General features: G+C 46.1%; 12 protein-coding genes. 4 read left to right on the plus strand and 8 right to left on the minus strand.

The features are described from left to right. Positions 1 to 31: 31 nt before the first annotated feature. Genes HRQ91_RS10055 through HRQ91_RS10080 form a run of 6 tightly spaced genes read right to left on the minus strand, consistent with a single transcriptional unit; the run spans position 32 to position 7,216 of the window. Positions 32 to 1,591, minus strand: coding sequence for a hypothetical protein (locus tag HRQ91_RS10055; protein ID WP_210119418.1), 1,560 nt, complete (start codon positions 1,589 to 1,591; stop codon positions 32 to 34). Continuing rightward, positions 1,534 to 3,255, minus strand: coding sequence for a vWA domain-containing protein (locus tag HRQ91_RS10060; protein WP_210119419.1), 1,722 nt, complete (start codon positions 3,253 to 3,255; stop codon positions 1,534 to 1,536). Before HRQ91_RS10060 ends, HRQ91_RS10055 begins: the two co-directional genes overlap by 58 nt. Further along, entirely contained in the window at positions 3,255 to 4,256 is a 1,002-nt protein-coding gene (locus tag HRQ91_RS10065) for a VWA domain-containing protein (protein WP_210119420.1), read from the minus strand. The genes HRQ91_RS10060 and HRQ91_RS10065 overlap by 1 nt, the downstream gene beginning before the upstream one ends. Beyond that, the gene (locus tag HRQ91_RS10070; protein WP_210119421.1) at positions 4,253 to 5,284 is read right to left on the minus strand and encodes a BatD family protein; all 1,032 of its coding nucleotides are present in this window, start codon (positions 5,282 to 5,284) and stop codon (positions 4,253 to 4,255) included. Before HRQ91_RS10070 ends, HRQ91_RS10065 begins: the two co-directional genes overlap by 4 nt. After that, complete coding sequence (locus HRQ91_RS10075; RefSeq protein ID WP_210119422.1) at positions 5,281 to 6,180, minus strand: DUF58 domain-containing protein; 900 nt, start codon at positions 6,178 to 6,180, stop codon at positions 5,281 to 5,283. The genes HRQ91_RS10070 and HRQ91_RS10075 overlap by 4 nt, the downstream gene beginning before the upstream one ends. A 19-nt stretch (positions 6,181 to 6,199) precedes the next feature. Next, positions 6,200 to 7,216, minus strand: coding sequence for an AAA family ATPase (locus HRQ91_RS10080; RefSeq protein ID WP_210119423.1), 1,017 nt, complete (start codon positions 7,214 to 7,216; stop codon positions 6,200 to 6,202). 96 nt (positions 7,217 to 7,312) lie between these two features. On the opposite strand from HRQ91_RS10080, the gene HRQ91_RS10085 reads away from it, so the two are divergent. The 3 genes from HRQ91_RS10085 to HRQ91_RS10095 all read left to right on the plus strand — a co-directional run bounded on the left by HRQ91_RS10085 (position 7,313) and on the right by HRQ91_RS10095 (position 10,460). Beyond that, the gene (locus tag HRQ91_RS10085) at positions 7,313 to 8,605 is read left to right on the plus strand and encodes an aminotransferase class I/II-fold pyridoxal phosphate-dependent enzyme (RefSeq protein WP_210119424.1); all 1,293 of its coding nucleotides are present in this window, start codon (positions 7,313 to 7,315) and stop codon (positions 8,603 to 8,605) included. Continuing rightward, positions 8,577 to 9,860, plus strand: a complete 1,284-nt coding sequence (locus HRQ91_RS10090) for a hypothetical protein (protein WP_210119425.1) — start codon at positions 8,577 to 8,579, stop codon at positions 9,858 to 9,860. Before HRQ91_RS10085 ends, HRQ91_RS10090 begins: the two co-directional genes overlap by 29 nt. Before the next feature lie 207 nt (positions 9,861 to 10,067). Next, positions 10,068 to 10,460, plus strand: a complete 393-nt coding sequence (locus HRQ91_RS10095; RefSeq protein WP_210119426.1) for a hypothetical protein — start codon at positions 10,068 to 10,070, stop codon at positions 10,458 to 10,460. A gap of 20 nt (positions 10,461 to 10,480) precedes the next feature. Here the strand turns inward: HRQ91_RS10095 and HRQ91_RS10100 are convergent, their stop codons facing one another. Further along, a complete protein-coding gene (locus tag HRQ91_RS10100; RefSeq protein WP_210119427.1) occupies positions 10,481 to 11,797 on the minus strand; it encodes an ArsB/NhaD family transporter in 1,317 nt (438 codons plus the stop codon). Positions 11,798 to 12,559: 762 nt separating this feature from the next. Here HRQ91_RS10100 and HRQ91_RS10105 point away from each other — a divergent pair. Beyond that, positions 12,560 to 14,401: a phosphoenolpyruvate carboxykinase (GTP) gene (locus HRQ91_RS10105; protein WP_210119428.1), complete on the plus strand. Its 1,842-nt coding sequence runs from the start codon at positions 12,560 to 12,562 to the stop codon at positions 14,399 to 14,401. A 166-nt stretch (positions 14,402 to 14,567) separates the two neighbouring features. Here the strand turns inward: HRQ91_RS10105 and HRQ91_RS10110 are convergent, their stop codons facing one another. Then, entirely contained in the window at positions 14,568 to 15,509 is a 942-nt protein-coding gene (locus tag HRQ91_RS10110; RefSeq protein ID WP_210119429.1) for a tetratricopeptide repeat protein, read from the minus strand.

The raw sequence follows: 15,509 nt of genomic DNA on the forward strand, positions 1-15,509 counted from the left end.
GTTTTGCCTCTCAAGCCGTTTTATATTCAATCTATTCGATAAGAAACAATCTGTCGCTTAAAACCCAGCCGCCGTTCCCATTATATGAAATATACGTCCAGTTTCCTACTCTTTCCAAAACTTTTACGCGAAGCCCGCCCGTCTCTTCATGTGAAACGACAGCCGTGTGTTCCGGCACCGGACTGAGGCTTCCTCCCGCAAAAACGGCATACCTTTGGTTCAGTTTTATCCGGTTTACAACGAGCATGACAAACATTGCCGCAAATAAGATCAAAAACAACACGAATATGCGTTTTTTGAAAAAAACGGCCGTCAGCGTTAAAAGACCGAACAGAACACAAAGCGCCGAACACCAATAAAACAATGGAACGCTCGGTTCGGTAACGCCCGTCGGAATACCGAAGCGCTTTTCATAGGCAATCCTGGCCTTGCAGCTTGCGCTGAAGGGCAAAGATTTCCGCTCTTCACAGCGAAGATCGGCCAAACGCCTGCATTCCTCTTCTTGAAGAGAAGTCATATGCGCTTCTTTTTCCTGTATTCCCGAATCTTCAAAAGCGTAGGCAAAAAGGGAGTTCGCCTTATCCGTGTCAGACGGCGGACCGTAGGGGGTTTTTACGGATATGCTTGCAGAATCTTTTTCAAACGGTGCTTCATCCGGTTCCAAAACCGTGATCATAGAAAAAGGCGTGTATACTTCAACCCTAGAACCGTTGTAAGCGGTTGCGGTTATTTTGATATTCGGTAAGCTCCACTCTCCGGGTAAAAGCGGCCTCCATTCAAAATCGGCTACGGGAACTTCTTCAGCAAAAAACTCCCGGCCGCGGGGCTTGCCTTCGGCAATCTCATATCTCTTAATCTCCGTAAACAGAGCATCCTTTTGCAGTTCCCAATCAAATTTAACTATCTGCAGGACGTATTTTAAATAAACGGTAAAATAAACAGATTCTCCGACGACGCACGACAAAGGCTGAGTTTTTACGTCGTCTGAAAGGGATAAGAATTCCCTGTTTCGGGAAGAAACGGCGCCGACATTGGCGGCGTCCGCATCGGCGGCAACGGATTTGTCATTTCCTAAAAAATCGCCGCCGGACGAAACCTTGTCTTTGTCGCCTTTTGCTGTTCGTGAAAATCTTACAATCATTTTGGGCAAAACGGTATCCGGATTTTCCTGCACCGAGATTTTTGCAAAGGGAATGCTGTAACGGCGGCCGTTTATGACGGCTGTAAGAGCCGGAATCGTAAAATTTCCGGAAGCTTTAAAAGAAAACCAAAACTCAAGCCTTGTCCCCCTGTCGCGATCGGAATCGATAAAATCCGAACGCCTTGAAGAGACGAACTGCACGTGTTCCGGCAGTACGGGCATGGCAGTCTGCACTTGTTCGGGCGGCACGCCGGGAATCGTAAGAACAAAAACGCATTCCTGCTGAGTAAAGGCAGCGTCGGAAAGAGGAAGCACTTGCAAAGATCGTATCTGTCCGCGATTCAGTTTTTCCGCATAAGAAGGAAAAAGAACCGCGGCAAACAAGAATAATATCAGTAATCTACTGTTGCGCCGCCGTTTTTTTGCGGCTGGAACGTCCTGTTTTTCCATTTTTTTTGCTCATTCTCCCGTACTTGATTGAAAACCGCGTCCGCAACCGAAGATCTTTTTTCTTTTTCCTGAGAAACGGATAAAGCGGACTGCTCAGTCGTTTCAACGGGTTTTTCTTCCTGTTGGCGCAAAGATATTTCCAAGTTGATTTTTGATTCTATGCTTGAAGGCCGTATTAAAAGCGCTTCTCTGAATTGCCTTACCGCTCCGTCATAGTCTCCTCTGCGGTAAGCAATGATGCCCGTGTTATAAGACGCGGCAAATCGTACATCGTCGGCAGCAGAAGGCGAAATCTGCTCAAAGCGCAAAAGCGAAGCGTCATATTCTTCTTGCATCATATAGGTAGATGCAAGGCCGTAGAGCGCATATTGCGCCAAAATTTCATCGTTTTTAGAGACGGCGGCTTCTATGGTGTTAAAAAAAACGACCGTAGCTTTACGATAATTTTGCTGATGCCATTCCCATGTGCCCTGCATGAGTTTTTTTGCACCTTCAAATTCCTGACTGCACGAGGAAAGGCTTAAAATCAAAAATATGCATAAGAGCGCGGAATTTGACGCCGCGCCGGATCCGGCCGATTTTGCCCTTCGAAGTTTACCTTTTAGGGCGTATAAATCGCATTCGCGCATAAACACACCTAAAATTACGGATATTAAAATAAACGCGATAAAGATTCCGCGTCTGTAGACGCGCTGCGTTTCCATGACAAAAATATTTTCTTTATCAGACGAATTGGGCAAATCGGGCGAAGAAGAAACGTTTTTTTCTATGATTCTTATAATTTTAAGGGCGGATCCCGTTTCCGAAGCGTCGATATATCTTGCCGAAATCGCTTGTTCTCCGTTTCCTCTTATGCCGGCTTTTTTCATGGCGGAATTTACGCTGTCTTTTAAAAAAGCGGTTCTTAAAGCGGTACGAGCTACGGTCTTTCCGTCGCCCGCAATTATTTCACTCTCGCGTTCGGAACCGAAACCTATGAGCGTTACGGCGATATTTGTTTTTAGAGCTTCGGTCAATGAAGGTGTCATAAGTCCGTCGGTTTCGTCCCCGTCGGTAAAGACCAATATATGCTTAAATTGCGGAACATTCGCCGGAAAAGAACGGACGGCGGCGCGAATTCCCCTGCCGAGGCTGGAACCTGCGGCCGTCATCATTTCAGGCGATAAGTTTTCGACCGCGGTTTTTACGGCTTGAAAATCTTCCGTCTGAGGGATGAGTATGAATCCGTCTCCTTTGGCAATTACTACCGAAAACGAATTTCCTTCAAGCCTGTCCAAAAGTTTTTCCGCATAGCGTACGGCGGCTTTAAGGCGGGTAAGGCCTTCGGGCGCGTCGTCGGCTAGCATGCTGTAGGAAATATCGAACACAAGGCTTACAGCGTTTCCGCTTTTTTGTACAGGCACGGACGCGGTTCCCCATGAAATTCCTGCATACGCCAAAACAAGAAAAATCCATACGAACGAAACCGTAAGAACGCTTGTAATCCGCGCCGATTTAAAACGGCGCAAGGCGTGAGCGGTGTTTAAAGGTTCCGCCTTGGGCACCGCATGTGAAATTGAAAATAATTTAAAAAATTTAAAGAACCTGACTACGGAAAGAAACCAAACGGGAACGAGAAAAAGCAATGCCCAAAAAGCGCGAGGATGTTCAAATGAAATATCCATCAGAAGACCTCCTTCAAAACTATCCTGCTTAAAATCCATGCCAGAGCAAAGGCTATTGCGGCGGCGATTAAAATCTTATCGTAAAAATATTCGTCAACGGTTTTAAGATAATATGTCTGTACTACTTTTTCTCGGTTGCTGATATTATTCAGTGCGGCGGAAAGCCCCGCAACGGTTTCAGCGCTGAAATAACGTCCGTCCGTCATGAGCGCGATTTTTTGTAGGGGCGCAGGATCGAAGTCGGATTCCAAGTAGCCGTTGAAAACCTTTCCCGTCACGGGATCAGTGTATTGCAAAGGGACGTTTCCTCTGGTGCCCAATCCTACCGTATACAGCTTTATGCCGTATTCAAAAGCCAGAGAAGCTGCAGTTTCAGGATGAATCGAACCGGCATTGTTTTCCCCGTCGGTAATCAAAATGATACATTTTTCAGGAGCCTTTGAAGAAGCCAGATGATAAACTGCCGTGCTCAATCCGGTTCCGATCGCAGTTCCTTCGCCTAAAGTTCCTACAGTCATCGTATCAATATGCTCTATAAATGTTTTACGGTCGGTAGTGGGCGGTACGCTGAGAGCCGCTTCGGTAGCCGTCTGTACAAGCCCGAACGAAGCTCCAGTGTTTTGTTCGGCTAAAAAGCGGATAACCTGTTTTGCAGCTTCAAGGCGCGTAAGCCCGTCCATGTCTCTTGCCGCCATAGAAGGGCTCACGTCAAGAACGAATAAAACGTCGTTCCCTCTGGACACGTACACTTTTTGATCGTGATGAATCACAGGATCCGAGAACGCCAACACTACAAGAACATAGCCTGCCAAAAACAAAGCCGTTTTTATTGCGGAGATAAATTTAAAAAAGCCGCCTTTCCATTTAAAAGCGCTTCCGCCCCAGTCCGAAAGAATAGCAGGAAAAGCGGGACTTGAAAAAATCTTTGCCTTACGGAGTAAAAATAAAAGCAAAACAGGGATAAAAAACAAAAATGCAACGGGGTTCATAAAATCTATCACGGCGAAGCCTCCCCTTTTTCGGATTTTCCGGCTATTTGCACTTGCTTGATCTGCCTGTCAGGATCTTCAAAAAACGATACCAATTCCTTTGCAGTTCCCGCCGTCTGCTTTTTTTCGTCTTCGCTTAAAACCGTTGTGTATTCGCTTACGGGAAGCCGCATTGAATCAAGCGAACCTCGCGCATATCTTATGTAATCCATTCTGCGGAATAAGGTTTCAAGATTTTCGATTCTGACGGAATAAGAAAGCGGTATATCGCCTGCAAAAAGCTCATAAAAAAAAGCTTCTATTTTGTCCGAAGTGAGAGAAAGAAAAATTTTGTCGAACCTGTACGCCAAATATTTACGCAAAATATTTTCCATCGTTTCGCAAAAAACATAATCATCCGTATCTTTTTCGTTTTTTGAAAGCCGTCTTAGCGCGCGACGCGCTAGGCGTGCGTTTTGCATATATCCGAAAAAAAGGATTAATGACGAAAACCAGCCGGCGACGCGCTGAAGATTGAACAAGACCCAGACCAGAACGATAAAGACTAAAAGAAAAAATATTCCGGCGGCGTAAATTGCGTATATCGTGCCCGGAATTAATATCGGCGGAGCCGGAGACTGCAGAACGCTTCTTCCCGTTTTTTCCGTTATCGAAGAGACGAATACGGGTGAAAGATCCACAATAAAACCCGAATAATTATTGTCTAGAACGGTTAAAAGATCAAACGGAGGAATATCGATTTTTCCCGTCCTCCAAGGGATAAAAGAAAACGTCAGAGTGTACTGATTTCCGGATCTTGAAAGATTCCCGCCTAAAATTGTATACGAATCCGTAATAAATTCCTTTTCTTCAAAATAAACGGGGACGGAATCTTTTCCGTCTATGGGAAATGCTGCCGGAGAATAAAACGTGTATGATATTTCCGCGGTATCGCCTATGAAAATTTCACGCGGTGAAATAGTCTGCGACGCTTGAAAACTCTGCGCGTGAGAAAAAAGACAGATTTTAAAAACAAACAATACGGCGAGCGTCTTTTTCATAAGCGGGGACGCTCCTTTTTTTCAAAAAACTGCAGGAGAACTTTAAGCGGATCGTCTTCGCACGACATGACAAGAGGAACGCACGAATGTGTCAGACAATACTTTTTCCATACTTCTTTTCTGAAATTACTGTCGTCACGCCATTCTCCCTGCAGCACGGAAGAAGAGGTGGGCAAAGGAAGGCGCATTCCGCTTTCGCTGTCGATAAAATCCAGCGTCCCAAGGTCGGGCAGTCTTGTGTCCATAGGATCGATTATACGTACGGCGATGAGATCATGTTTTGAACCCAGGAGGGCAAGCTCTCTTTCCCAACCGGCGCAGCGGAAATCCGATAAAACAAACACTAAGGAACGTTTTCTTAAAAGCTTAAAGGCGCCGCTTAAGGCTAAGGGGAGCGCGGAACCGGGCGCTGCGCCGTCCGGAAGCTCTTCGAGCTTTGACAAAAGCGTCATGATATGGGTGCGTCCGCTTTGAGGCGCACAGGAAAATTCAATTCTTCCGTCAAAAAAGACGACTCCTACGGGACTTGAAATGTGTTCGGAAGCCAAAACAAGGAGTGCAGCGGCTTCACAGGCCTGCTCAAGACGGGTTTTGCCCTTGGAACCGGTACTCATGGAAAGCGAGCGGTCTATTACAAAGAACACAGGCAGTTCTCGCTCTTCTTCAAATGTCTTTACGAACGGCCTGTCCATGCGCGCCGTAACGTTCCAATCGATCGAGCGTACGTCGTCTCCTAAAAAATACTCGCGCACGCCGTTAAATTCTATTCCCTGCCCCTTATATAACGAACGGAAAGAACCGCTTTTCATATTTTGCGCCAAAGCGGCGGCGGAAATTCTAAGCAAGGCCGCCCGTCTTACCAAAGATTCGCGATCATCCTGTAAAAAACGCTTCATATCGGATACCGCCTAAAACTTACGGAAGCGGCATAAAATTCAGTATCTTTTCGATGAGATCATCGGAAGAAACGCCTCCCGCCGCAGCTTCGTAGGACAAGACGAGCCTGTGGCGCATGACGGCAGGAGACGCTTCCTTTACGTCTTCAGGAAGAACGAAAGACCTGCCTCTCATAAGCGCCAGCGCCTTAGAGCATTGCAGCAAGGCAATCCCTGCGCGGGGCGACGCCCCGTAAGAAATGTAACGGGAAATTTCATCGGGAGATCTTTTAATCACCGAAATATGTCCGTTCTTTTTTTCATTTGAAGGGCGGGTAACGTTTACTATAGAAACTATGTACTCCACGATTTTATCGTCGCATGTAATGTGATCAAGAAGAGAACGAATGCGCAAAAGAGATTCGGGCGTAAATACGCGGGCTATGCTTATTTCGTTGGCCTTTCCGGCGCTTTTTACGATAAGGCATTCTTCTTCGGCGGAAGGATAAGAAACTTTGATTTTAAGCAAAAAGCGGTCGAGCTCCGCTTCCGGCAGGTTATAAGTTCCTTCCTGCTCTATGGGATTCTGTGTTGCAAGAACGAAGAACGGTTTGGGCAGGGGATAAGTGCTTTCACCTATCGTAACCTGCCGTTCCGCCATAGCTTCAAGCAGAGCGGACTGTACCTTTGCCGGCGCGCGGTTTATTTCATCCGCAAGCAGGACGTTTGTAAAAACAGGTCCCTTTCTTACGGAAAATTGTCCGGACGAGCGTTCGTAAATAAGGGTGCCGGTAACGTCGGCGGGAAGCAGATCAGGAGTAAACTGAACCCGCTTAAAATCGAGCCCCGAAACATCTGAAAACGCCTTTACCGCAAGCGTTTTTGCAAGACCGGGAAGCCCTTCAAGCAAAACGTGTCCTCCCGCGATAAACGCCGTCAATATGCCGTCAACGACCGCCGTCTGTCCAATGAGCCGTTTTGAAACTTCTTTTCTGCACTTTTCTATTAATGCCCTGCAGTCTTCCAATTCCTGCCGGATCTTTTCATTATTTTCCATCTTATCTCCAAAAGGAGTTGCCGAAAACTTCAGCCGGTTTCCCTAGCGGCCCCTTTGTCTTGACACTTATATTTTTTTTGAATAATGTACTTTATCATGTTACACCCGTTAGCACAAGAATTAAACGCAACCTTAAAAGGTACCGTAACCGGCGACATGCTTTCCGACGAAGGCCTAAGAATATATTTTCCTAAAGGCATTATCGCTCAAAGCGCGGAAGCAAAAACACACGCAAAGACCGCCAACGCTACCATAGGAACGACGGTGGTAAACGGAACGGTGGCTATCTTGCCGTGCATACAAAACCGCGCGCCTTCTTTAACGCCGCAGGAATTTGTGAGCTACGCGCCTACAGCGGGAACGATGGAACTCCGCAACATATGGAAGTCCAAACTCGCCGTTAAAAATCCCGGCCTTGCAAAAAAGAATATTTCCACGCCTATTGTTGTCCCAGGACTCACTGCCGGAATCGCCTGCATAGCCGAGCTTTTTTTAAATAAGAGGACGCCGCTTTTGATAGCGGATCCTTCGTGGGACAATTACGCTCTTATAGTTGAAACGCGCTGCGGAGCAAAGCTTCATCAATTCAAAATGTTCAAAAACGGCGCTTTCAATATCGAAGGTTTTGAAAAAGCCGTAGCCAAAGAGGCAAAGACGGGATTCGTGCGGATGTTGCTGAATTTTCCGCAAAATCCTTCAGGCTACAGCCCGACTTCAGGAGAAGCTGAAAAGATTTGTGCTATAATAAAGAACGCGGCTAAAGCCGGCGCCCGCATACTTGTCGTAAGCGACGACGCTTACTTCGGGCTTAACTATGAAGACAGCATTGAAAAACAGTCGCTCTTTGCCTATCTTTCAGACATACACGAAAACGTCCTTGCCGTTAAGATCGACGGTCCCACAAAAGAAGATTTTGTGTGGGGATTCCGCTGCGGTTTTATAACATTTGCGTGGAAGGGCGCCAGTGAAAACCAATACAGGGCGATCGAACAAAAACTCACCGGGCTCATACGCTCTACGGTTTCCTGTTGTTCTACTCCCGCTCAATCAATCATACTCAAAGCCTTCGAAGACCCTGCTCTGGAAGACCAAAAAGCTTATTACAGAAAGATCCTTGAAAAAAGATACCGCAAAGTTCTTGAATTTGTAAAAAGCCGTAAGTCGAAAGTCGTTTCTCCGCTGCCTTTTAATTCCGGTTATTTTATGAGCCTTCATTTAAATGGGGTTGATGCGGAAACGCTGCGTACAAAGCTGCTGAACGAAAGAGGTATCGGGACTATTGCCATAAATTCGTCGACGCTGCGTGTAGCTTTCAGCAGTCTTGACGAAAACAAAATAGAAACCGTATATTCGGCCATATATGAAATTGCAGAGAGCCTTGCGAATTAAAAATTTTTTTTGCACGCTTATACCGCTGTTTTTGTCCGCTTTTTTATCGGTTTCATGTAAAAACGCATCCAAGGAAACTGTGGTCATTTGGACGAACAGAAGCGAATTCGTTCCTTATTCTGAAGTCTTTAACACCCAACAAAACAAAATAAAGGTTCTTATAGTTTACAAGGCGAATCCCGCAGACTCTCTTCCCGCCGTAAAAGACGAAGTTCCTCCCGACATAGTGGTCGGAAGTCTTTTGCGTACCGAAAGAAAACGAAAGCAATTCCGTTCCCTTAACTACATGTTTACAACCGGCGAAATAAGCGAAAGCTTGTTTTACGACAACCTGCTTGACAGCTGCCGTAAAGGCGACACTATTTACCAGATTCCGGTAAGTTTTAACGCTCCCGCGGCCGTTTTTTCCGTTGATAACTCGGATTTTGTAAAAGAGGATTATATGCTTTCGCCGGATCAGATACAGGCTGCCGGCGCCTTATACAATCAAAAAAATAAAAACAACCTTTACACAAAGATGGGATTCGCTCCCCAATGGTATCCGGAATTCCTTTATCTTATGGCAAGAATGAATTCCGGAAAATTCACGGAATCCGGAAATTCCTTTTCATGGAACAATACAGAACTCAACAATACCATAAATGTCCTCAGGAATTGGACGAACGGGACGAACACTTCCCCGGCCGACGAAAAAGATTTTGCCTTTAAATATCTTTACACGCCGCCTTATAAACAAGTTCTGTCAAAACACTGCCTGTTTGCCTTTATGACAAGCGACAAACTTTTTGCGCTTTCTGAAGAGCAGCTTGAAGCCGTAGACTTCAGATGGATACATAAAAACAACAAGATCCCCGTGGACGATTCCATGGTAACGTTGGGTCTTTATCGGCACGCTCCGAACAAAAACAATGCCGAGCAATTTATAAAGTGGTTTTTTACGGAAAAAGCGCAAAAAGCGATGCTGGAACACGTGCGCGAAATGAATCTTAACACTTCTACGTTCGGCATATCGGGGGGATTTTCTACGCTCAAAAATGTAAACGAACGGATATTCCCGACATATTACCTGGCGCTACTTTCCAACATTCCCGTGGGAGAATATCTGGAGGCTCCTTCCGTGCTGCCGCTGCGGTGGGAAAGCCTAAAAGAGAGGGTGATAATACCTTATCTGTACGACGCCGTAAATTCTCCGCCGGGATCCAACATACGCACGATCGAAGAAAGAATCGGCGATTGGAGCAAACAGTTCTTTTAAGGCGAATGTCAGAGTTTCAAACATTTAAATTGAACGTCTGAAATAGCGCCGTTCAGTCAGTGGCTGAAAACCGATGGACTTTTATTAAACTTTTCATAATTTTTTCCGAAAATATAGGCAGAGGGTTCGGTTTGTCCGAAAAAATGAAGTTTTGGACAGACATGTAAAGATTTTGCTCTGCGCTCAGCGCGGATTTCGGAGAGCGTTATGATTTCAAACATTCGTTCGTTAAACGCCTACTCGTACAGCGGATTGTCCCGTTCCGGAGGAACTGCGGGAAAACTCTATGTGCCCGTAAATCCTTCTTCCGTAATCTACGCGCAATTCAGCCATATCTCAGGCATAGCCGCAAGAAAAGGACAAAACGGCGTTTCCATAAATAAAATCCAAATCCTAAATACTTTGATCGATAATCTTAATAAAATAAAAAGTGGAAATTTTCCGAAAGCGGATTCTACAATGAGCGAAGCCCAAGCCGAAGTTCTCATAAAAAATTATCAGAGTCAGATACGGTCGGCGGCGGAAACGGCAAATGCGGCTCCGTACGCGCTTGCAGGCGTACAGCCCCAGGCAGGCGCTCTTTTTTCTATCGATGTCTAAAAAAAAGCCTTACCGCAATTTTAAAGCATGCCGTACAATACCCACAAAAGAATCGAAGACGCGCCAGTAGTTATCAGAGTAAAAGAGACGCCGACCTTTATCCATTTAAAAAAACTTACGTGGCGGCCTTCTTTTTTGAGTATTCCTATAGCCACCACATTTGCGCTTGCCCCGAAAGGCGTAAGGTTCCCGCCGAGACAAGAACCTACCAGCAGCGCAAACATATAAAGCTCCGGCAACACATTCATCCCGTGCGCAAGAGCCTGTGCTACCGGCAGCATTCCGATTATATAAGGAACGTTATCTATAAATCCGCTTATCAAAATCGACACGAACAGGATGAGCATAAAGCCTGAGAACTTATTTCCTCTTGTGATCTTGCTTAAAAAAGCCGCAAAGTCGTCAAGGAGCCCGATCTCCGCTACGGCGCCCACAACAATAAAAATGCCGATCAAAAACGTTATCGTTTCCCAATCGAGCCCTTTTACAAGGGTTACGACGTCTCGGGCGCTTTTCTTTTGTGTGACTTTAAACCAAACTATGCCTGCGACGCCCAAAAACAGAACTAGCAAGCCGGACAAAAACTCCGGCCCCGCATGCGACAAAGAAAGCAAGGCCAGCCCCAATATCATTGCACCCAAGAGAATTCCCGGAAAATACGATACGACGGCTTGCTTTTCGGTCGAAACGCTCTCTTTGTTTTTGGAAAAATAAGTATAAAAAAATGCGCAGCCTGCGAGCATTCCCGTCTGCACGATAAAAAATATGGACGGTCTGCCTTCATGAAAGAAAAAGTCGTTAAAATTATATCCGGCAAAGGAAGCGAAGATCATGGAAGGCGGATCGCCTATTAAAGTGGCCGTTCCTTCAAGATTCGACATTACGGCAAGCCCTATCATAAAATATGTGGGATCCGCTTTAAGTTTGCGGCACAGCGCAAGCGCAATAGGGGCCATAACAAGGACGGTCGCCACGTTTTCCGCAAAGATTGAAATTATCCCGGTCATAACAAGGATGAGTATTATGGCTATTCCCGTATTCGGCGCGCTGTCGATAAGTATGTCCGCTATGCGCGTGGGAATTTGCGAATAGATAAAAAGAGACGCAATGATCATGCTGCCTACATATATCATAAGCACGTTCCAATTAACCACGCGTGTAAACACATAAGAGAGCGTTTCCCCTGTGTTGACTCCGCCGAAGATGCTTTGGGGAATAAAAACGCTCGCCGCCGTAACTATGAGAGCCGCCACCGCGGTTATTAGGCTTTTTTTCCCTTGAAATGCAATGATGAGCGCGTACATAACGAGCGCAAGCGTTAGCACAAAAATTTTCATATTACCGTCTCCTTACAAAATTCGCGACGTTTGCGCAGCAAACTCACATTTCAAGCGCCGCCATGAAACAGCGGCAAAAATATAAAAAAAGACCTTTTATCCAAAACCGCATACAAACGCAAACGATTTTAGACAAAAGGTCTTGTTACCGGCTTGTAAGCCGGGCGGCGGAACCAGGTTACTCTTTGTAACCGGGTATGTTGATTCCGCAGAAAAAACTACTCCCCGTTTTGCTTTATAAAAACTATAACAGCACAAAAGGGCTCAGGTCAAGCGTTTTTTACAAACTAAGCGACGCAAGAGCACCGGGGAAACATCGTAAACTACCGTTGAATATAAAAAACGACTACACTCCCGGCAGCGTCCTGCCGCCAGCCGCGGCTGACCGTAATAGGTATCGGACTGCGCTCGCTTTCTTCCGAAAAGCTCGCTTGCCAACGGTCAGAGCGGCTCTGCGTCAGTTCCCGCTGCCTCGCGTTCCATCGTTTTCTTTATGCCGATGCTTGTTTCATAATCATACAACCCCGGTGCTCTTGCCAAAAATCAGAAACGCCTGTCCGCCCTGATTTGATATATTTAAGAAAACGTCATTGAATAACAAAAAGAAAACCTGTATTATCTATAGCGGTCAGCGTTTGCTGTAAAGTATTTTTAGGAAATAAAAGGCTTTGTAAAGTTTTTTATTTGTAATCGGAATGACAAAATATTTTGATTACCGCCGGACAATTTTCGGCGATTCAGATAATTTTTGAAGGAGTTTATATGACTATCAATGACATCAAACATCCAAAACTTAAGGCTTGGATCGAAGAATGTGCAAAGATGTGCGAACCGGACGATATCTATCTGTGCGACGGTTCCAAGGCGGAATACGACCGCCTTATGAAAAAATGCGTCGACGCGGGGCTTGCCACTCCGCTTGCAAAAAAGCCCAACAGTTTTTTGTTCCGCTCGCTCCCGTCGGATGTAGCCCGCGTTGAAAACCGTACCTTTATTTCTTCAGTTAAAGAAGAAGACGCCGGTCCTACAAATCACTGGATAGATCCCAAAGAATTAAAGGCGACTATGCGCGGATTGTACAAGGGCTGCATGCACGGACGCACGATGTATATTATTCCGTTCTGCATGGGACCGCTCGGATCTCCTATTTCAAAAAACGGTATCGAGCTTACGGATTCCGAATACGTCGTTTTGAACATGGATATAATGACGCGTACAGGAACGAAGGTTCTTGATCTTTTAGGAACCGACGGAGAATTCGTTCCCTGTCTGCATTCCGTAGGAAAACCGCTCAACAACGGTGAAAAGGACAACGGCATTTGGCCGTGCGCGGATTTGGAACACAAATACATATCCCATTTTCCGGAAGAACACCTTATATGGTCGTACGGCTCAGGCTACGGCGGAAACGCGCTGCTCGGTAAAAAATGCTTTGCCCTGCGTATCGCAAGCGTTCTTGCACGCGAAGAAGGTTGGATGGCGGAACACATGCTCATCTTGAAGCTCACAAATCCCGAAGGCAAGGTAAAATATGTAACGGGCGCATTCCCGTCGGCATGCGGTAAGACAAACCTCGCCATGCTTATTCCGACTCTCCCCGGATGGAAGGTAGAAACCGTCGGCGACGATATTGCTTGGATGAAATTCGGCAAAGACGGACGCTTGTACGCGATCAACCCTGAAGCAGGATTCTTCGGAGTGGCTCCGGGAACTTCCGAACATTCGAACAAAAATGCCCTCGTCGCGGCTTCAAAAAACACTATATTTACAAACTGCGGTCTTACGGAAGACGGCGATGTTTGGTGGGAAGAAATAGGATATAAACCTCAAGGAAAAGAGATCGTCGATTGGCAAGGCAAAAAACGCCCCTGCCCTGAAACCGATAAAAACCCCAAAGACAAGTCTCAGTGCATAGCTCACCCGAACGCACGCTTTACGGCGCCCGCGTCTCAGTGTCCGTGTATCGCTCCCAACTGGGAAGATCCTGAAGGCGTGCCGATAAGCGCAATACTGTTCGGCGGAAGACGCCCGTCAACGATCCCGCTTGTACACCAGTCGCGCAACTGGAACCACGGAGTTTTCTTGGGTTCCATAGTAGGTTCCGAAATCACCGCGGCGTCCACAATCAATGCGGCCGAAGTCGGAAAGATCCGCCGAGATCCTTTTGCGATTATTCCTTTCTGCGGTTACAACATGGGCGACTACTTCCAGCACTGGATTAACATCGGTAAAAAATCAACGGAAGATAAACTTCCGAAAATCTTCTATGTGAACTGGTTCCGTAAGGATTCCGACGGGAACTTTATGTGGCCCGGCTACAGCGACAACAGCCGCGTACTGGCGTGGATATTCGACCGCTGCGACGGTAAAGACAATTACGTCGACACGCCGATCGGCTTTATGCCTAAAGAAAACGCAATAAACACCGACGGGCTTGACGACAAGACAAAGAAGAACATGAAAGAGCTCTCTTCCGTCGATGTGGAAGGCTGGAAAAAAGAAATCAAGGATATTCGCGAAAACCATTATCCGAAATTCGGCAAACATCTGCCCAAGGAATTGAGCGCATGTTTGGATGATCTTGAAAAGAGATTGTCAAAGTAAAAGCTTTGACAGCCCGCAAAGGATGAAATCCGCGACGGATCGATAGCCTTTGCCGGCAGTCTAAAGCGCCCGGTTCCCACTCTGAGGAATCGGGCGTTTTTTGTTTTTATTCCGCTTTTTTATTCCGTTTTATTATTTTGCAAGCGCAAGCGGTTTGCCGCAGTGATCAATTCATATTGTTATCAGAGCTTTGTATGCCTTCCGCACGCTTAAGGGCGACCTTCGCTTCGTCATAAAGCGCAGCGGAGGAAAATATGTCCTTTGCTCTGGAATAAGACAAAAGCGCTTTTTCAATATTTCCCGTCTTCATATAAATATCGCCCTTAGCCATATAATCCATTCCCAATCCGTAAGAATTTTCCGCACGCCGGTCAAAGGAAATTGCACTGTCCGCAGCGCTCAAAGCTCCGTCGTAATTTTTTGCGACAGAACGGACCGACGCTATCGCATACCAATCGTAGGCGGCCATCTCAAGATAAATAAGTTTTTCATGAATCTCTAAAGAATTCCTAAAAGCTTTTTCGGCCGAATTCCAATCCGAAAGTTCTTTATAAGAAAACCCGATAAGGCGCCATGCATAAGCTTCGTAAAGTTCGTCCGACTTTTTAAGTTTACCCATCTCCTTTGAAACGATATCGATCGTTTCTTTCGCCCTATCCTTCGACGAGTCCCCGTTTCCGTAAGAAAGAAGCCCTCTGCAAAGATATATTTTAGCCGCAGAAACCAGATTTTCTTCGTTTTCGGCGGCGGCTTCGTCCAAGGCTCTATGCCAATAGTTTTCCGCAGAAGCCGCATCCTTTTTATAAAAAGCGAGGTTTCCCATTGAAAGCAAAGCTTTTATCCTAAGATCTGCGGCGTCAACCCCGACGGCAAGCTTCCACGCTTCGTCCATAAGAGTGCTGGCAAGCACGTAATTGCCGCGTTCGGATTCGGTATTTGCTATATCAAGCTGCTGCACGGCAAGATTTCTTTGAGTGACTATACGGGCCGGTCGTTTGGGTGCGGATGAACAGGATAAAAACAAAAGCAAAATTCCGAACACATACAAAAAACTCTTTGCAAAAACCGTACGAGAACCAAGGTCCAAGCTAAATTTTCTTTTTTTCAT

Origin of the sequence: Treponema parvum, from assembly GCF_017893965.1 — a bacterium.
Taxonomy (GTDB): domain Bacteria; phylum Spirochaetota; class Spirochaetia; order Treponematales; family Treponemataceae; genus Treponema_D; species Treponema_D parvum.